The organism is Hymenobacter sp. UYCo722, from assembly GCF_040547115.1.
Taxonomy (GTDB): domain Bacteria; phylum Bacteroidota; class Bacteroidia; order Cytophagales; family Hymenobacteraceae; genus Hymenobacter.
Window position 1 is genome coordinate 615,832 of the sequence record NZ_JBEPPC010000002.1, and the last position, 16,997, is coordinate 632,828.

Here is a 16,997-nt window from a genome sequence, read left to right on the forward strand (position 1 = left end):
AAAACGCCCGACCAATTTGGCCGGGCGTTTCTCTGGACGGTCGTTGAGCGTAGCCTATTAGGCCAGTACTTCCTCAGTGATGGTGCTGGCAAAGGCCAGCAAATCAGCTTCGCGGAAAGCGCCAGCCATCACCTGCAGGCCGATGGGCAGGCCGGCGGCATCTTCGCCCACGGGTACCGAAATAGCGGGTACGCCGGCCAGCGAGGCCTGCACCGTGAAGATATCGGCCAGGTACATGCTCACCGGGTCCTGCTTTTCGCCAATATTGAAGGCCGTGGTGGGGGTAGTGGGCAGCACCAGGAAATCATACTGGCGCAGCAACTCGTCGGTTTTGTCTTTGATGAGTCGGCGCACGCGCTGGGCCTTGGTATAGTACGCGTCGTAATAGCTGGCGCTGAGCACGAAGGTGCCTAGCAGAATGCGACGCTGCACCTCGGGCCCAAAACCCTGCGCGCGGCTCTTTTTGTACATCGACTCCAAATCCGTGGCATCCGGGGCGCGGTAGCCATACTTCACGCCATCGAACCGGCCCAAATTGGAGCTGGCTTCGGCGGTGGTGAGGATGTAGTAGGTCGGAATCATGAAATCGAGGTAGGGGAAGTCCACGGCTTCCACCACGTGGCCCTGGCCGCGCAGCACGTCGAGCTGGGTCTCCATCGCCGCCTTGATTTCGGGGTTCAGGCCCTCATTGTTCACGGCATCGGCGATGTAACCAATGCGGTAGTGCGGCGCGGGCGTGAGCAGCTGGCTGAAGGCGGGCACCTCGCGCTGGCTGGCGGTACTGTCCATGCCATCGGGGCCAGCCATTATTTCCGTGAGCAGCGCCGCATCGGCCACCGAGCGGGTGATAGGACCAATCTGGTCGAACGACGACGCGAAGGCGACCAGCCCGTAGCGCGAAATGCGCGAGTACGTGGGCTTAAAGCCCACCACGCCACAAAACGCGGCTGGCTGGCGCACCGAGCCACCCGTGTCGGAGCCGATGGATGCCAGGCACATATCGGCCTGTACCGCTACAGCTGAACCGCCCGACGAGCCGCCGGGAACGCGGTTGGGGTCGGCCGCGTTGCGAGCCGGACCGAAATAGGACGTTTCGTTCGAGCCGCCCATGGCAAACTCGTCGCAGTTTTGGCGGCCGATGATGATGGCATCGGCATCGAGCAAGCGCTGCACGGCCGTGCCGGTGAAGAGCGACTTAAAGCCGTCGAGCATGCGGCTGCTGCTTTGCAGTGAGTGCCCGGCATAGGCCAGCACGTCTTTAATACCGATGACCATACCGGCGAGCGGGCCGGCAGTGCCGGCAGCCAGCTTGGCATCCACGGCATCGGCCTGGGTGCGGGCCTCGTCGGGCCACACTTCCAGAAAGGCGTTGAGGTGCTGCTGACGCTCGATGCTATCGAGGTAATAATCGACGAGCTGGCGGCAGGACGTGTTGCCCGCCGCCAGCTCGTTGCGAACTTCGGATAATGACTGAAAACGCTTCAAACTTGATGCAGAGTTAGGTGGCCGATAGCAGAAGGATTATGCGCCGGAATCGGCGGGCAGGTAGGGCTGGCGGGGCTGCGTGCCCTCGGGGGCCAGGTTGGGGGGCAGCACGGTAGCTACGGGCGGGGCCGGGTCGTACTGGTCGGCCGTGGGCATAGCCGATGCGGCGTGCGCGGCGGGGGCAGCCCAAGGGTCGAAGCCGGAGCCAGAGCTGGCTTCAGCCGTCAGAGGCAGCGGGGTGTTGTGCTGTTGCGGCTGGGGCGCGTAGGGATTGGGCTGCTGGTACGGCTGGTTCGGGGCGGCGGGCTGGCCGGCCTGCTCGAACTCGCGGCGGATTTCGGTGCTGGCATCCTTAAACTCGCGGATGCCCTTGCCGAGGCCGCGTGCCAGCTCGGGGATTTTATTAGCCCCGAAGAAAATCAGGATGACGACCATGATGAGCATGAGCTCAGAGCCGCCGATATCGCCCAGAAATAATACGAAGGGAGTATGCATGATTATTGAAAGCTAAAAGCGCGGGTTAGCGCGGCTGGTTATTAGGGTCGTTGGGATTATAGGCCGGCGGGGTAGGCTGCTGATAGCCGGTTTGCTGGGGGTAGCTGTTGGGCTGTTGGTTATAGTCAGGCTGCTGGCCGTAGCCGGGCTGCTGAGGATAATTAGGCTGCTGGGGCTGGCCATAGCCGGGCTGCTGCGAAGGGAACTGCTGCTGGTAGGGCGGCTGGCCGGGCTGGTCGCGGTACTGGGGCTGCTGGTCTTCGGGCTTGGTGCTAGCGTCTTTGAACTCGCGCACGCCTTGGCCCATGCCCTTAAATAACTCGGGAATACGCTTAGCTCCGAACAGCAGAATGACAACGAACAGGATAAGCAGCATTTCGGTGGTGCCGAAGCTGCCGATGAGGAACAGGGAATGAAGCATCAGAGGGTGGGCGCCTGGGCCCGGTGGATGGTGAGAAAAACGGATATACGCAGCTAAACGGGTTTTGGCGTCTCAAAGATACCGCTTAGTAGATGTTTTGCCGATGAACCCGCCATTGGTGGGCCGGGCGAGGTGATTGACCGTCATAACAGCCAGATTGGCCGGAAGGTGCTAACCCAGCGTAAAAGACAGCTCTAGCTTTGTCGGTACTTGCTGAGCCAACGGTGACTTATTCGCCCTCCACGCTTGTTTTTCATCTGCCATGAAACTTTCTCCTGCTTCTTTTCTGGCTTCCCACGAACTTGAACGCCTCGCAGCGTTGCACAGCTACGAAATTCTCGATACCGAGGCCGACCCTGTGTTTAACGACCTTGCCTTGTTGGCAGCTTTCGTGTGCGGTACGCCGATGTCGCTGGTATCGCTGCTTGATGAAGACCGGCAGTGGTCCAAGGCAATGGTTGGCTTTGATGCGCGAACAATGCCGCGTGAGCAGACTTTCTGCGATACGGCCATTCGGGCGGTTGGCACCACTGGCGTATTCGAAGTGCCCGACACGATAAACGATACCCGCTTTGCAACTAATGCGCTGGTGACTGGCACTCCCCACATTCGGTTCTATGCCGGGGCTCCACTGCTCACGCCCGAAGGCTACCCGCTGGGCACATTGTGCGCCTTCGATACGATACCCCGGGCCTTGCGCACCGACCAGCGCGAGGCCCTGCGCCTGCTGGCCCGGCAGGTAATGGCCCACCTAGAACTGCGGCGTACCCGTTTGCTACTCGACAGCGAGCGCCAGAAGCTGGAAGGCGTGATTCGGCTGGCCGGGCGCACCGACGGGCTGGCTCCGGCCAGTAGCCGCCCCGATATTTTCGTGAAGCAGGAGCAGCGCCTGCTGCGCGTGCCCACCGCCGACCTGCTGTATGTGGAAGCCCTGGGCGACTACGTAAACCTGCATCTGAGCCGCGAGCGCCTCACGGTGTACGGCACGATGAAGGACCTCGAAACCAAGCTGCCCAGTGCCGAGTTTGCGCGCGTTCACCGCAAGTACATCGTGCGGCTGGACCGTATTGTGGCCATTGAAGGCGACACGCTATCCCTGGATGGTGGCCCGGCGACCGGACCGGGCCGCCTGCCTTTGCGCGTATCGATTGGCAGCTCCTACAAAGCCGGCCTGCTGGCCCGGCTAACGGTGATTTAGGCCCGCCGCCGCCCCGGTTGCGCCACCCAACACGGCGAAACCGGCCGTTCGTCGGCTAAATTGGATATTTCAACGAAATGCGCCAGCTACAGGGTGCCCGGCCGTGCATCTTTGATACGGTTATCGGCAGAAGCAGTTGAAAAACCCTTCAACCGACAGCTAAGTTTGTTTTCATAGCTCGGAAAGACCCGCACCTTTGGTTCGGGTTTTTTTTTGCGCCTTTGTTTAACGGTGCCCAAGCCAGCTTTCCGGATTCAGGTTGGACGAATTGTGCCATACCTGAAATTGCACCTCGGAGGTACCCTCGCTGTCGGTTGCCACCGTGCCAATGACCTCGCGGGCCCGCACGCGCTGGCCTTCCTGCACGTTCACCGAGCGCAGCTTGGCATATACGGTAAAGAAGTCGCCGTGCTGAATCATCACAATGGTGTTCATACCGGCGATGCTGGTGATGGTGAGGACCTTGCCATCGAAGCTCGAGCGTACCGATTCGCCGGCATCGGTCTGAATATCGACGCCCCGGTTTTCCACGGTTACGTTGCGTAGTACCGGGTGGGGGTGGCGGCCAAAGCGCTGGCTGATAAAGCCCCGGCTCACGGGCCAGGGCAGGTGGCCCCGGTTGCCGGCAAACGACGACGAAGCCAGCGCCGTTTCGGGCGTGAGGGCAATGCGCACGGCGCGGCGGTCGGCGGCGGCTTCGGCAGCCGTTTCAGGCGCGTCGCTTTCGGGGGCGGCGGTGGGGTCGTCGCTGCGGCTTTCGGTGGTGGCAGTGGCCTCGTCGCGGCGAGCGGCGCTGGCGTTGTTGCTGCGCGTGCGGGCGGCGCGGGCTTCGCGCTCGGCGGCGCGGGCGGCTTCGCGCCGGGCGGCGAGGCGGGCGGCCCGGGCAGCCCGCACAATTTCTTCGCGCACGCGCTCAGCAATCAGGTTATCGAGGCGGTTCACGGCCTGGCGGCGCTCTTCCAGCTCCTGGCGCAGGCCCTGTTCCTGCTGGCTGAGCTGCTGCACCATCTCATCCTCTTTCGATTTCAGGCTGAGCAGACTGCGGTTTTCGTTGAGCTGGCTATTAAGTAGGCTGCTCTTGCGCTGCTGCTGCCGCGTGAGGCCCGTGAGCTGCTCGTGCAGCCGGTACTGCGTGCCCACAATGCGGGCCGCCTGCCGCTGCCGCTCTTCGGTGTACTGCCGGATGTAGCGCAGGCGCAGCGCAAACTGATTAAACGACTCCGAGGCAAACAAAAACATGAGCCGGTTGAAGCCATTGGCCGTCTTCGAGGCCGTGTAGAGTAGTCGCGCATACTCGGCCTTCAGCTGGGCCAGCGTCTGCTGGGTTTGCACTACCTGCTGCACCGTCTGGTGCACGTTGGTTTCGATGCCCTGCAATTGCGTTGAGATGCCGCGAATCACCTGCTTTTTTACCGTCAGCTTCTCGCTGATGACGTGCAGCTGGCCCAGGCTTACCTTCTTTTTGGCCTGGGTTTGGTCGAGGGCCTGGCTGGTGCGCTCAATCTGGCGCAGGTTGCTCAGGCGCTCGCGCTCGAGCTGAGACTTGCTTTTGGCGCGGGGGGCAGCGGCGCGGCGCGGAGCCGGAGCCCGGCGGGTGGGCGCGGGGCGAGCCGCCTGCTTGGGCGCTTTGCCCCGGCGCGCCGGCTGCGGGCGCTTTTGCTGGGCCAGCGCCGGGCCAGCCAGCAGCCATCCACCCAGCAGCAGCAGCCACCAACAGCGCCGGCGCAAGTGCGCGCCCGACGCGGATAAAAGTGCTGTGCGGTTGGCCTGGGGTACCTGCTTATTCAAGGGAGGGTGTTCAAAAACCTACCAGTCTGGTAGAAAGGCGAAATTAGGCAGTCGCGGGCTGATTCCGGAAATTACCGGCCCGGCCTAGCGCATGCGGCGGTAGCCTTTGGGTGTATCGAACGGAAACGAGAGCCGCGCCCGGCTCACTTCCACCTTGGTGTAGTTGATGGCCGCCGTGACGGCTCCGGCTGCCGCCTGCTGCGCCTGAATGAAGGCAGCGTGGGCAAACGGCAGCGGCTGGGCGGGGTCGAGGGGCTGGAAATCGGTGTAGTCGACGGTGAGGTTGCGCTTGGTGGCATTGTCGCTCACGTGCAGCTGCTGCACGCGGCCGGTGTTGCCAGCCTGCAGCAGGTGTTCGACCAGCACGCCGCGCAGCGCGTAGCTCACGCGCTGGCGGCCGGCTTCCTCGGTGGCGACCGTGGGCTGGGTGCCGGTGGGCGCGGGCAGGTAGTCGCCGAGCAGCAGCGTTTGCATCTGCTCAAAGCTCACGGGCACGTTCAGCAGCTTGCTCAGGTAGTCGTAGCCCCCGCTGAAGTAGGTTTTTTCGAGGCGGTTGATGACGTGGACCGAGTCGCGTGTGAGCACGGCCCGCACCCCCTCGAAACCCGCCAGCCCGGCCGATACCCAGATAATGCTGTCGCGCCGCATCCGCACCGCGATGTTGGCACCTTTCTTATCTCCTTTCATGGTCACCTGCGCCTTGCCTTTCATGCTCAGGAAGTCGAAGTCGGTATTCTGGGCTTTCACCGAAGGCAGCGTTGGCTCGGTCACGGGGGTGGAGGTGCCGGGCCCGGCCATCGATTTGGTGGGCAAGGCCTTGCGGGCGCAGCCGGCCAGCCCAAGGCCCAGGGCCAGCAGCAGCGAGAATTTATTCATAAAGCTTGTGTTCCTTCAGTTTGCGCTCCAGCAGGTCGGAGGTGCCGCCGGCTTTGCGGGCGCGCTGCCATTCAGCCGCCGCTTTCTCCTTATCGCCGAGCTGATAAACAATGTCGCCGTAGTGCTCGATGATGGAGCCGTCGGTCGATTTCGAAATGATTTTGTCGAGCGCGTCCTTCGCCCCGGCGTAGTCCTTCTGCTTATACAATACCCAGGCATAGGTGTCGAGGTAGGTCTCGTTGTCGGGGAACTGCTTCACCACCTTGCCGGCCATGGTTTTGGCCTTGTCGAGCTTCACCCCGCGCAACGACAGGTAGTAGCTGTAGTTGTTCAGCACCAGAATGTTGCTGGGGTCGCTGGCCAGCGAGGCTTCGTAGGCGGCGTCCGACTTGTCGTCCTCGTGCAGCTCGTGGTAGGCCTCGCCCAGCTGGGCATCGAACTGGGCCAGCAGCGCGGCATTGTTGGCCGCCAGCTTGCGGCCGTGCTCCAGCGACTTGGCGGCGCGGGCCGGCTGCTTTTTCAGTTGGTAGCCGATGCCGTTGTAGAACCAGAACTGCGCCTGGTTCGGAAAAATCTCCAGGGCGCGGTTGCTGTGCAGCAGTAGCGAATCGGTCTGGTTCAGCTCCCCATCGAGCCCAATCACCTGCTGCCACACCTCAAACTTGGAGTTGTCGTAGCGCAGGGCGCGCGAGTAGGCGTTGCGGGCCTCGGCCTTGCGGTCGGTCTGCACTAATACGTCGCCGCTGATGGCGTAGGCCTTGGCCTCGCGCGGGTGGGCCGTTACGGTCGCGGCGGCCAGGTCGCGGGCCAGCTGGTTGATGGATTCCTGCGGACTGGGCAGCTGCTTGAGGTAGCCAACGAGAATGCGCACGGCCACGTCGATATCGAGCGACGGGCTGCTTAGGGCCAGGCGCAACTCCTGGGCCGATTCGGTGGCCAGGTTCTGCTGGCGGTACACGTCGGCCAGAATCAGGTGGGCCTGGGCGGCGCTAGGGTCGAGGCGCAGGGCCTGCTGGGCAATGCGAAGGGCGTCGGGCAGGCGGTTGTTGTTGGCATACAGCTCGGCCTGAGCCATCACAAAGCGCACCTCGTTGGGATTGGCCTTGATGAGTTTTTCGCCCTCGGCCAGGGCCAGGTCCAGCTTGTTTTGCTTGAGGTAAATCTGCTGCTTCTTGAATGAAATCTCATCGACCTGCCCAAACTCCTTCTCAGCCTGCTCCAAGGTGGTCAGGGCTTCGGGCAGCTTGCCCTGGGCCAGGTACAGGTCGGCCAGATTGAATAGGTAGCCGCCCGAGTTGGGCACCTCTTTGATGAGCGTGGCGTAGGTTTTAATAGCCGAGTCGTACTGCTTCTGGCTGGCCTGAATCTGGGCCAGCAGCAGGTAGTAGTAGGCATTCTTGGGCGCAATGCGGGTAGCCGATTCGGCGTAGTTGGCCGCATCGCGCATGTTGCCGCTCAGCATGTTGGCCTCGGCAATCTTGTAGTTGATGGCCGCGTTATCGGGGTCGATGGCGTAGGCCTTGAGCAGGCTTTCGAGGGCCTTGTTGTAGTCTTCGAGCAGCGAATACTTCACGCCGTCCACGAACAGGGCTTCGCTGCGCTCGCGCTCGCGCTCGGTCATCAGCGACGACATCTGGGCGCGCAGGGTGGCGCGCTTGGCGCGAGCTTCGGCCAGCTTCTTTTCCAACTCTTGCTGCTCTTTTTCGAGAGCGCGCTGCTGGCGGCGGCTCAGGGGTTTTTCGGGCACGGTGCCGCCTGCGGGCACTTGGGCCACCACGCCGCCCAACAGGCCGGCCCACAACACTACGCTCAGCACAACTCGACGCATCATAGCAGCATACAACAAAGCCGGGCGCAGGGCCCGGCTCCCAAAATTAAGGGGAATAAAAAGGAAGTGGGAAGCGGGGAACGGGAAGTGGCCGCCCCGCCGCCTAACGGCAGCAGGGGCCAATTAATTTCATGGCATTCGCCACTTCCCGCCCCCGGCTCCCCACTTCCACTCCTCACACCCGCAGCTGGTTGTAATCGCCGAGGCTCAGGTCGTCGGGGGTGCCGGTGACGGTGGCGAAGTTGCCCACCATGGAATTGGTGATAACCACGTTCAGCAGCGAGGCCGACTGCTGCACGATGGAATTGCTCAGGCGCGAGTCGCGCACGTTCGAGTGGGCACCCAGGCTCACGTGCGGGCCCACTACCGAGTCGGTAATGATGGCATTCTCGCCCACGTACACCGGCTCAATCAGCACCGAGTTGGTGATTTTGGCCGACTCGTGCACCAGCGACTCGCCGCGCTCCTTCAGGTACTCGAGGTAGCGCTGGTTGGTGAATACGGTGGCATCCTTGTTGCCGCAGTCGAGCCACTCGGTTACGCGGCCGGGCACAAACACGGTGCCCTTGTTCTTCATGTTTTCGAGGGCGTTGGTGAGCTGGTACTCGCCTTTGTCCTTGATATCGTTGTCGAGCAAATATTGCAGCTCACTGCGCAGGTACGCGCCGTCCTGGAAGTAATAGATGCCAATGATGGCCAGGTCCGACACGAATTCCTGAGGCTTTTCTACGAACTCCGTAATCTCGCCCTGCTCGTTGAGCTTCACCACGCCGAAGGGCTTAGGGTCGGCTACCTGCTGCACCCAGATGGTGCCGGGCACGCTCGAATCGAGGGTAAAATCGGCCTTGAAGAGCGTATCGGCAAAGGCCACTACCAGCGGGCCAGTGAGGCTGTCCTGGGCGCAGAGAATGGCGTGGGCCGTGCCCAGGGGCTCATCCTGGTACACGATGGTGCCCTTAGCTCCTACCGATTCGGCAATTTTCACCAGGCTTTTCTCCACCTCGGCCCCGAAGCGGCCGATGATGAATGCCACTTCGTCCACGGGCTCGCCGCACACTTTGGCAATGTCCTCCACGAGGCGCTGCACAATGGGCTTGCCCGCAATGGGCACTAGCGGCTTGGGAACGGTGAGGGTGTGGGGGCGCATGCGCTTGCCCATGCCGGCCATCGGGACGATAATCTTCATCAGTAGTCAGTTATTAATGGTTAATGGTCAGTGGTCAATGATTGGAGAGCCAATGGTAAGTGATTAATGGCCAGCTGCTGGTTGACCTGTAATTAGGCCGCATTTACCACCAAGCACTAACCGCTAACCATTCATCATTCACCATTCATCATTGCTATTTCCCCGTACTTCCATACCCGCCCGCGCCGCGTTGGGTTTCGCTCAGGGCGTCGGTGGGCTGCCAGGCAATGGTTTCGTGTTTGGCAACTATCAGCTGGGCAATGCGTTCGCCGTCGTTCACCACAAAGGGCTCGTTCGATAAATTCACGAGCAGCACTTTGATTTCGCCCCGGTAGTCGGCGTCGATGGTGCCGGGACTGTTCACCAGCCCGATGCCGTGCTTGTAGGCCAGGCCGCTGCGGGGCCGAACCTGAGCCTCGTAGCCAACGGGTATTTCCAGGCTCAGGCCCGTGGGAATGAGCGCCCGCTCGAGTGGACCAAGCGTGACGGGCGCGGCCAGGTAGGCGCGCAGGTCGAGGCCGGCGGCGTGGGGCGTCTGGTATTCGGGCAGCGGGTGGCTGGATTGGTTGATGACGGGGATGCGCATGCGATAGGGTAGGGGTGGGCAAATATAGAGAAGCGGCCCGTTGCGGGGTGGCGTCCGGCTCAATCGAACACGTAGCGGTGGGAGCGCGCCGGGGCCGGGGGCACGGGCTCGCCGGCCATTTCCAGCAGGCTGGCTTCGATGGTGTGGCTTATGGTATTCAGGGCCAAATCATTGTCTTCCAATCCGAAGGGCTCCTCAATTTCGCGCATAATGGCATCCAGGGCCATAAACGTGTAACCCACGAAGGCCACGATGAGTGGCGTAATCCAGCCGGTGCTATCCACGAGGCCAAACGGCAGCAGGAAGCAATAGAGGTACACCGTGCGGTGCAGCAACACGCTGTAGGTGTACGGGATGGGCGTGTTGGCCAGCCGCTCGCAGCTGCCCAGAATATCGGAGAGCTGGTTGAAATTGTGGTCGAAAGCCAGCTGGGTGGTGGTATCGAACTGGCCGGCTTCGCGGCTCCGCTGCACCCAACGGCTCATGGCGAGCAGCAGGTGCACGGGCTGGAAGCTGGCCGCCCGGGTGGCCTCGGCCAGGGGCGCGGGCAGTAGGCGGGCCAGGTCGGGGCCGGCCTCGGTGCGCCGCAGCTGGTGCTTGAGGGCGTAGGTGAAGGCGATGAGGAGCCGCACGAACTGTTGGGGGCCGGCCTCGCCCGCCGGCTGCCCGCCCAAAGTGAGGGCCTGCCGGGCCAGCGAGCGGCTGGTGTTCAGCAGCGCGCCCCACTGCTTGCGGCCCTCCCAGAAACGGTCGTAGCTGGCATTGTTGTAGAAGCCCAGAAAGATGGCCAGCGTGAAACCGAACAGGGTGAAGGGTGCCGCACTGAGCGGCACTTTGTAGTAGGGCAGCTCTACGTGGGCTGCCAACACAGCCCCGGACAATACCAATAACACCAGCAGGCGCGGCAGAATCTGGGGCAGCACCGACCCGTGCCAGGCGAAGAGCAGGCGAAACCAGTTGTCTTTCTCACGAATAATCATAAGCTGCCCTACGGATGCGGCCGGTGGGTGGCTATTCGCGCCGCATTGTGGTAAATCTACTGTTTCCAAGGTCCCAACCGCCCACCCGCGGCGGCGGGGGCCAACCCTGCGCCCGACAAAAGCAGTATACGCTACTCTATGAAACAACTCGTGCTCGTCCCGCTGTTCATTTCGCTCCTCGCTGGCTGTCAGCATAGTCCGGATACCGCGCAAAGCGCCCCGACGGCAGCCGCGGCACCGGGTACCGCGCCGGGCCCGGTCCAGCCAACGTCCAGCGCCGCAACTCCGGACAGCGTTGCGGCCCGCCCGCAGCTGCTGGCCCTGACCTCGAATGCGCTGCAGCTGGTGAGCCAGCCGACGGGCTCGACCCGGGAAATACCCTTTGGCATGCCGCAGGATGAGTTGGTTGGCATCGTGAGCAAGGTGCTGCAAACTGAACCCAAAAGCGTCGGCATCAACAGCGAATGCGGGGCTGGCCCCCTGAAAATGGCTTCGTGGAGCAACGGGCTGACCCTGGTGTTGCAGGAGAAGAAAGCCGGGGCCGCCAGGGAATGGCAATTTGTGGGCTGGTACGCAGGGGTAGCCAGCGGCGCAACGCCCAAACCAACTACCATGGCTGGGGTCGGCATCGGCTCGACCCGGGCTGAGCTGGAAGGAGCCTACGTCGTTAAGGTGGCTAAATCAACGCTGGGGCAGGAGTTTTGCACTACTTCCGGCCTCTACGGCATCTTGGATGGCCCCGGCAAAGAAGCCGTGATTACCAGTCTATGGAGCGGCACCAGTTGCAATTTCCGGTAAAGCCGATTCGCGGAGGTACCCGCTTCATCAACGTGCCCAGTCCCAACCGCTGCGACCGGGGCGGCAGCGGCTGGGTTTGTCATGCTGAGCGCAGTGAAGCATCCTCTCACGCTACAGCGATTCGTACAGCGGTGAGAGGATGCTTCACTGCGCTCAGCATGACACCCGGCCCCGGCCCCCAGCCGCCCACCAGCCGCCGCGACCGGGGGCAGCAGCGGCTGAACGATGCTTAGTGTTTCTCTCTAACGACGCGTGAGCTCCCCTAAAAACAAACCAGCCGCGACCGGGGCGGCAGCGGCTGGGCGATACAAGAGCTACAGAGCAGTTAAGCCGCCTGCCGAACCGCGTGAGCAGTTGGCGCGACTACCTCGGCGGCGGGCAAGGTCAATACCGCTTGCGTGGTACCGTCGGAGCGTACAAATTCTACTTCATAGGCTTCGCCCTGCCGGTACACCAATACAATGGTACCCACGGCTCCGGTGGGCAAGCCACATTCCGGATGCGCCTGCTGCAATTGCACGATGTCTAATTCGGCGAAGGGTTTCATGAGCGGTCGAGTAAGTGAGCGGTGATTAACAAAACGAACGTACCGGGCGATTGTTCCATCCACACGGTGCGCAACGGGTACTCCCGGCCATTAGGAGCCAGCAACGGGCCATCACCACAAATTTAACGCCGTAGGGCGATTCTTTCTCTTCCGTGACAGTGCGCGTGTGGCCATGCGCAATCAAATCGGCAATCAGCTGCTCGTAATGCTCCCGTGAATAGCCGATGCCCAGAAAGAACCGCGCTTTGGCCCCGCCAATCGGGTGGTCAGGGTTGAGCAGATAATCCTGCACCTTGTTGGCTGCCACAAACAGCGGCTTGTCGTGAAGCGTCATCCGGCAAAGCTAATGCCTGCCCTAACGCGGCCCCGGCCCCAACCGCCCACCCGCCGCCCTCGGGGCGGCAGCGGCTGAAGAAGCTTAGGTTTCAAAACCAAACCCGCCGCGACCGGGGGCGGCAGCGGCGGGGGAAGCTTAGGTTACTATCTTTGAAGAGTTACTGGATTTGACCACCTCGTTGGTACCCAGACACCAAACCCAAGAACAGCATATCCCCCTCCTCTGCACCAAAATTTTCAACGACAACCAAGAGCAAGATTGGTTCATACTTACTTATCCTGCTCTTTAACGCAAGCATTTGCTGGATAAACTTGAACTTGACAATAAACGCAGACACAACATTTAAAAAGGAGGTTAAAATGGAACAAACAACTAGCGCTACTCACAACAGTGCAGAGGATTTGTATCAGGGAATTGTTAGTAAGGACAAGGTTTCTGTGGTGGCTTAAGCCTCTTTAGGCTATATAAAAAAGGACGGCACCATCGCCGTCCTTTTTAGTTTGACGCTACTGAGCAAATGGTAAATACTTGGAAACTCGCCGAGGGCTATTTGCGTTTTTACAAAATACTTTGTGGAATTCCAGCGGAATCTTCCCACCTTTGCTCTATAGAAAAGCTCTGTAGCTCCCGAACGCCCAAGTTCCACTTGGGAAGTTAATGTAGGGAGAACGGAGCTTTTTCTATTTCTTATACTTCGTGGTATCTACTTCCTTAGCATTGGGCACAAAAAGCCAATGTCTATAAGCGTGGAGCCAGCGGTTCTCCAAACCACCGCCACGCAAGCCGGTAGAACAGCCACAATTGAAAGCGGGAAGCAGTCGCTGGATTCGCGCGTTGATGTGCTTGTATAGCTTCTCCTTTGCGATAGTCCTCTTCCCACGGTACCGGGCACCATCAGGCTTTTCGAGATGCTTATCGTTAAGGCGAAAAGCCATACTACCAAGCACTACATCCAATAACTGAAGCAAACGGTGAGCTTTGGAATCAATTTCAGTGATATCATCTTTCCTGAACTTGATATGTGCTAGCCTAAACTCCGGCTTCGTCTGCAATCCTTTGATGTATTCCTTGAACGCCTGCCGCTTAGGCAAGGTGTCGGGCAAATAGTCAAAATACGCCCTTACATATACCGGACGGCCAGAATCATTGCTGTAAGGCAAGCCAAAGGCATGCTGGAAGAAGTGGTAATACAGAATGAAATACTCATTCTGTAACTGCTCATCCGACAAGTTGAGTGGCCTGTTTGCATTCTGGGTGAACATGATTCGCACCTTCAACAAACCGGCGTCCATCAGGTCGAAGAAGGTGTCCATCAGAGCAATGTACTTGTTAAGGTAGTTTGCGGTGACTTTCTGCCATTTGATTTCATTGTTGAAATGATGCTCATCGCAGACTGCATTTATCGCTTTCTCCACGCGCCGTAGGTCGCTTGAGCGGACTAGAACCCCTCCGTAAAAATTCGAAAAGAACTTGCCATCCTTGACTGATTCGTCGCAGTAAATTCGATATTCCATCAGGTAGAAAAAGCAAAAAAGGAGGCCTTAAAGTCCTCCTTTTTTGAATTAAAGAATATATCGAATCAGCTTACGACCCGCAGGCCTCGCAGCCGTCCGGGTTGTCCAGCGAGCAGCTCATGTCGGATTGGTTCTGCTCCACCAGGGCCATGGGCTCCAGGGTTTCGGCGGCTTGCTTTTCCACCGTGAACTTGATGGCGTCGGCGGCGGCTTTGGTGCGCAGGTAGTACATGCCCGTTTTCAGGCCGCGCTTCCAGCTGTGGAAGTGCATGCTGGTGAGCTTGCCGAAGTTCACGTTTTGCACGTGCAGGTTCAGGCTCTGGCTCTGGCAGATGTAGGCCCCGCGGTCGGCGGCCTGGTCGATGATGCGGCGCTGCGAAATCTCCCACACCGTCTTGTACAGGTCCTTGATGTGCTGCGGGATGCGGGCAATGCCCTGCACCGAGCCGTTGGCCGCGATGATTTCCTGCTTCATGCCGTCGTTCCAGAGGCCCAGGGCCACCAGGTCCTTCAGCAGGTGCTTGTTCACCACCATAAACTCGCCTGAGAGCACGCGGCGCACGTAAATATTGCTCGTGTAGGGCTCAAACGACTCGTTGTTGCCCAGAATCTGGGCGGTGCTGGCCGTGGGCATGGGGGCCACCAGCAGCGAGTTGCGGGCGCCGTACTTCACTACCTCGGCGCGCAGGCTTTCCCAGTCCCAGCGGCCCGAGTCCGGCGTCACGCCCCAGAGGTCGAACTGGAACTTGCCCTGGCTCAGGGGCGAGCCGGGGAAGGTTTCGTAGTGCCCGTCCTTGATGGCGAGGTCCTTCGAGGCCGTCATGGCCGCGAAGTAGATGGTTTCGAAGATGTCCTTGTTCAGGCCGCAGGCCTCGTCGCTCTCGAAGGGCATGCGCAGGGCAATGAACGTATCGGCCAGCCCCTGCACGCCCAGCCCGATGGGCCGGTGGCGGAAGTTCGACTTCTGCGTTTCGGGCACCGGGTAGTAGTTCACGTCAATCACCTTGTTCAGGTTCAGCGTGGCCTGGTAGGTCACCTCGTACAGCTTGTCGTGGTCGAAGGTGGTGTTGCCCTTGGCATCCGTCACCAGGTAGCGGGGCAGCGCCAGCGAGGCCAGGTTGCACACCGCAATTTCGTCCTTGTCGGTGTACTCAATAATCTCGGTGCAGAGGTTGCTCGACTTAATCGTACCCAGGTTTTGCTGGTTCGATTTGCCGTTGGCCGCGTCCTTGAACAGCATATAGGGCGTGCCCGTCTCCGTCTGGCTTTCCAGGATGGCAAACCACAGCTCCTGCGCCTTGATGGTGCGGCGGCCGCGGCCTTCGCGCTCGTACTTCAGGTACAGCTTCTCGAACTCCGCACCCCAGCTGTTGTCCATACCGGGGCATTCGTGGGGGCACATCAGCGTCCAGTCGCCGTTTTCCTCCACGCGCTTCATAAACAGGTCGGGCGTCCAGAGGGCGTAAAACAGGTCGCGGGCGCGCATTTCCTCCTTGCCGTGGTTCTTCTTCAGGTCCAGGAACTCGAAAATGTCGGCGTGCCAGGGCTCCAGGTAAATGGCGAAGGCACCTTTGCGCTTCCCGCCGCCCTGGTCCACGTAGCGGGCCGTGTCGTTGAACACCTTCAGCATGGGCACCAGCCCGTTCGACTGCCCGTTGGTGCCCTTGATGTAGGAGCCCGTGGCCCGCACATTGCTCACCGAAAGGCCAATGCCACCGGCCGACTGCGAAATCAGCGCGCAGTTCTTCAGCGTGTCGTAAATGCCATCAATCGAGTCGTCCTTCATCGTCAGCAGGAAGCAGCTCGACATCTGCGGCTTCGGCGTGCCGGCGTTGAACAGCGTCGGCGTGGCGTGCGTAAACCACCGCTCGCTCAGCAGATTGTAGGTCTTGATAACCGAGTCAATGTCGTCCTTGTGGATGCCCACCGACACGCGCATCAGCATGTGCTGCGGCCGCTCCACCACCTTGCCCTCCAGGCGCAGCAAGTACGAGCGCTCCAGCGTCTTGAAGCCGAAGAAGTCGTAGTTGTAGTCCCGGTCGTAGATAATGGCCGAGTCCAGGGTGTGGGCATTCTTATGAATCACCTCCCACACATCGGTGGCCAGTAGCGAGGCGTTGTCGCCATTCTTCGGGTCCTCGTAGGTGTACAGCCGCTTCATGGTGCTCGAAAACGACTTCGATGTCACCTTGTGCAGGTTGCTCACCGCAATGCGGGCCGCCAGAATGGCGTAGTCCGGGTGCTTGGTGGTGAGCGAGGCGGCCGTTTCAGCGGCGAGGTTGTCCAGCTCCACGGTGGTCACGCCGTCGTAGATGCCGTCAATCACCTTCATGGCCACCGCAATGGGCGACACGAAATCCATGTTCAGCCCGTAGCAGAGCTTCTCAATGCGGGCGGTTACTTTGTCGAACTTGACGGATTCGCGGCGGCCGTCGCGTTTAATTACTAGCATACCAGTGGTGTTTTGGTGTGGGTTTTTTCGTATAAAAAGCAGCCGCCGGATGGCCCCGTAGCCGCAACTTGTTAGCGCAGATGTGAAAGGGTAGCGTCGAAGGCACTGGAAAGTGGATGCCTCGTTTCATTCAATCCCGGAAATTACCGCTTCTCTTTCGGGAGGGCAAGGGAAAAATACAGAAGTTTTCCACATAGGGCTTTAAATACCTCATTCAGCCACTTTTCTCACTGAAACCCAGAAATAGTCTGTCGTGCTGAGCTTGCAAAGCATCGTCTGACCGTTGCCCGAATTCGTCACAATCCCCTGTCGTGCTGAGCTTGCGAAGCATCCTCTCACGCCAACACAATACCCTGTCATGCTGAGGAACGAAGCATCCTCTTACGTTCGCCTGATTCGTTCAGCGGTGAGGGAATGCTTCGCAGGCTCAGCAAGACAGACGATTATAGCCGAGGTACTCACAAAAAACGAAGCATCCTATCCCCTCGAACAACTTGTTCGGCGGG

Annotated in this window: 15 protein-coding genes; 2 read left to right on the top strand and 13 right to left on the bottom strand. The window is 60.3% G+C overall.

Going from position 1 to position 16,997, the window contains the following annotated elements:
• Positions 1-57: 57 nt before the first annotated feature.
• From gatA to ABIB44_RS08375, 3 genes are read right to left on the bottom strand one after another with little or no spacing between them, the layout of a single operon-like run.
• Complete coding sequence (gene gatA / locus ABIB44_RS08365; RefSeq protein ID WP_354584185.1) at positions 58-1,485, bottom strand: Asp-tRNA(Asn)/Glu-tRNA(Gln) amidotransferase subunit GatA; 1,428 nt, start codon at positions 1,483-1,485, stop codon at positions 58-60.
• A gap of 36 nt (positions 1,486-1,521) precedes the next feature.
• Positions 1,522-1,980 (bottom strand): Sec-independent protein translocase subunit TatA/TatB, encoded by a 459-nt coding sequence (locus ABIB44_RS08370; protein WP_354584186.1) that lies wholly within the window; start codon positions 1,978-1,980, stop codon positions 1,522-1,524.
• Positions 1,981-2,005: 25 nt separating this feature from the next.
• The gene (locus ABIB44_RS08375) at positions 2,006-2,401 is read right to left on the bottom strand and encodes a Sec-independent protein translocase subunit TatA/TatB (RefSeq protein ID WP_354584187.1); all 396 of its coding nucleotides are present in this window, start codon (positions 2,399-2,401) and stop codon (positions 2,006-2,008) included.
• A 262-nt stretch (positions 2,402-2,663) separates the two neighbouring features.
• Here ABIB44_RS08375 and ABIB44_RS08380 point away from each other — a divergent pair, with 262 nt between their 5' ends.
• Positions 2,664-3,599 (top strand): LytTR family transcriptional regulator DNA-binding domain-containing protein, encoded by a 936-nt coding sequence (locus ABIB44_RS08380; protein ID WP_354584188.1) that lies wholly within the window; start codon positions 2,664-2,666, stop codon positions 3,597-3,599.
• 225 nt (positions 3,600-3,824) lie between these two features.
• On the opposite strand, the gene ABIB44_RS08385 is transcribed toward ABIB44_RS08380, so the two are convergent.
• The 6 genes from ABIB44_RS08385 to ABIB44_RS08410 all read right to left on the bottom strand — a co-directional run bounded on the left by ABIB44_RS08385 (position 3,825) and on the right by ABIB44_RS08410 (position 10,843).
• Positions 3,825-5,387 carry a murein hydrolase activator EnvC family protein gene (locus tag ABIB44_RS08385; protein ID WP_354584189.1) on the bottom strand — a complete coding sequence of 521 codons (1,563 nt, stop codon included), beginning with the start codon at positions 5,385-5,387 and terminating at the stop codon, positions 3,825-3,827.
• Between the two features lie 84 nt (positions 5,388-5,471).
• Positions 5,472-6,263, bottom strand: a complete 792-nt coding sequence (gene lolB1 / locus ABIB44_RS08390; RefSeq protein WP_354584190.1) for a lipoprotein insertase outer membrane protein LolB1 — start codon at positions 6,261-6,263, stop codon at positions 5,472-5,474.
• Positions 6,256-8,094, bottom strand: a complete 1,839-nt coding sequence (locus tag ABIB44_RS08395) for a tetratricopeptide repeat protein (RefSeq protein WP_354584191.1) — start codon at positions 8,092-8,094, stop codon at positions 6,256-6,258. The genes lolB1 and ABIB44_RS08395 overlap by 8 nt, the downstream gene beginning before the upstream one ends.
• Before the next feature lie 172 nt (positions 8,095-8,266).
• A complete protein-coding gene (locus tag ABIB44_RS08400) occupies positions 8,267-9,277 on the bottom strand; it encodes a sugar phosphate nucleotidyltransferase (RefSeq protein WP_354584192.1) in 1,011 nt (336 codons plus the stop codon).
• A 154-nt stretch (positions 9,278-9,431) separates the two neighbouring features.
• Complete coding sequence (gene dut, locus ABIB44_RS08405; protein WP_354584193.1) at positions 9,432-9,863, bottom strand: dUTP diphosphatase; 432 nt, start codon at positions 9,861-9,863, stop codon at positions 9,432-9,434.
• A gap of 59 nt (positions 9,864-9,922) precedes the next feature.
• Entirely contained in the window at positions 9,923-10,843 is a 921-nt protein-coding gene (locus ABIB44_RS08410) for a bestrophin family protein (protein ID WP_354584194.1), read from the bottom strand.
• A gap of 138 nt (positions 10,844-10,981) precedes the next feature.
• Here ABIB44_RS08410 and ABIB44_RS08415 point away from each other — a divergent pair, with 138 nt between their 5' ends.
• Positions 10,982-11,641: a hypothetical protein gene (locus ABIB44_RS08415; RefSeq protein ID WP_354584195.1), complete on the top strand. Its 660-nt coding sequence runs from the start codon at positions 10,982-10,984 to the stop codon at positions 11,639-11,641.
• Between the two features lie 325 nt (positions 11,642-11,966).
• Here ABIB44_RS08415 and ABIB44_RS08420 read toward each other — a convergent pair whose 3' ends face one another.
• The 4 genes from ABIB44_RS08420 to ABIB44_RS08435 all read right to left on the bottom strand — a co-directional run bounded on the left by ABIB44_RS08420 (position 11,967) and on the right by ABIB44_RS08435 (position 16,491).
• Positions 11,967-12,188, bottom strand: a complete 222-nt coding sequence (locus ABIB44_RS08420) for a DUF4926 domain-containing protein (RefSeq protein ID WP_354584196.1) — start codon at positions 12,186-12,188, stop codon at positions 11,967-11,969.
• A 25-nt stretch (positions 12,189-12,213) separates the two neighbouring features.
• Positions 12,214-12,522 carry a DUF6883 domain-containing protein gene (locus ABIB44_RS08425; RefSeq protein WP_354584197.1) on the bottom strand — a complete coding sequence of 103 codons (309 nt, stop codon included), beginning with the start codon at positions 12,520-12,522 and terminating at the stop codon, positions 12,214-12,216.
• A gap of 683 nt (positions 12,523-13,205) precedes the next feature.
• Positions 13,206-14,039, bottom strand: coding sequence for a DUF3800 domain-containing protein (locus tag ABIB44_RS08430; RefSeq protein ID WP_354584198.1), 834 nt, complete (start codon positions 14,037-14,039; stop codon positions 13,206-13,208).
• 70 nt (positions 14,040-14,109) lie between these two features.
• Positions 14,110-16,491: a ribonucleoside-diphosphate reductase subunit alpha gene (locus tag ABIB44_RS08435; protein WP_354584199.1), complete on the bottom strand. Its 2,382-nt coding sequence runs from the start codon at positions 16,489-16,491 to the stop codon at positions 14,110-14,112.
• Positions 16,492-16,997: the final 506 nt, after the last annotated feature.

What these genes read in the sequence shown, in the direction of transcription:
- lolB1 (WP_354584190.1), bottom strand. Translation starts at nt 6,263, where the DNA reads ATGAATAAATTCTCGCTGCTGCTGGCCCTGGGCCTTGGGCTGGCCGGC.
- ABIB44_RS08415 (WP_354584195.1), top strand. Translation starts at nt 10,982, where the DNA reads ATGAAACAACTCGTGCTCGTCCCGCTGTTCATTTCGCTCCTCGCTGGC.
- ABIB44_RS08395 (WP_354584191.1), bottom strand. Translation starts at nt 8,094, where the DNA reads ATGATGCGTCGAGTTGTGCTGAGCGTAGTGTTGTGGGCCGGCCTGTTG.
- ABIB44_RS08380 (WP_354584188.1), top strand. Translation starts at nt 2,664, where the DNA reads ATGAAACTTTCTCCTGCTTCTTTTCTGGCTTCCCACGAACTTGAACGC.
- dut (WP_354584193.1), bottom strand. Translation starts at nt 9,863, where the DNA reads ATGCGCATCCCCGTCATCAACCAATCCAGCCACCCGCTGCCCGAATAC.
- ABIB44_RS08370 (WP_354584186.1), bottom strand. Translation starts at nt 1,980, where the DNA reads ATGCATACTCCCTTCGTATTATTTCTGGGCGATATCGGCGGCTCTGAG.
- ABIB44_RS08375 (WP_354584187.1), bottom strand. Translation starts at nt 2,401, where the DNA reads ATGCTTCATTCCCTGTTCCTCATCGGCAGCTTCGGCACCACCGAAATG.
- ABIB44_RS08430 (WP_354584198.1), bottom strand. Translation starts at nt 14,039, where the DNA reads ATGGAATATCGAATTTACTGCGACGAATCAGTCAAGGATGGCAAGTTC.
- ABIB44_RS08410 (WP_354584194.1), bottom strand. Translation starts at nt 10,843, where the DNA reads ATGATTATTCGTGAGAAAGACAACTGGTTTCGCCTGCTCTTCGCCTGG.
- ABIB44_RS08435 (WP_354584199.1), bottom strand. Translation starts at nt 16,491, where the DNA reads ATGCTAGTAATTAAACGCGACGGCCGCCGCGAATCCGTCAAGTTCGAC.
- ABIB44_RS08400 (WP_354584192.1), bottom strand. Translation starts at nt 9,277, where the DNA reads ATGAAGATTATCGTCCCGATGGCCGGCATGGGCAAGCGCATGCGCCCC.
- ABIB44_RS08425 (WP_354584197.1), bottom strand. Translation starts at nt 12,522, where the DNA reads ATGACGCTTCACGACAAGCCGCTGTTTGTGGCAGCCAACAAGGTGCAG.
- ABIB44_RS08420 (WP_354584196.1), bottom strand. Translation starts at nt 12,188, where the DNA reads ATGAAACCCTTCGCCGAATTAGACATCGTGCAATTGCAGCAGGCGCAT.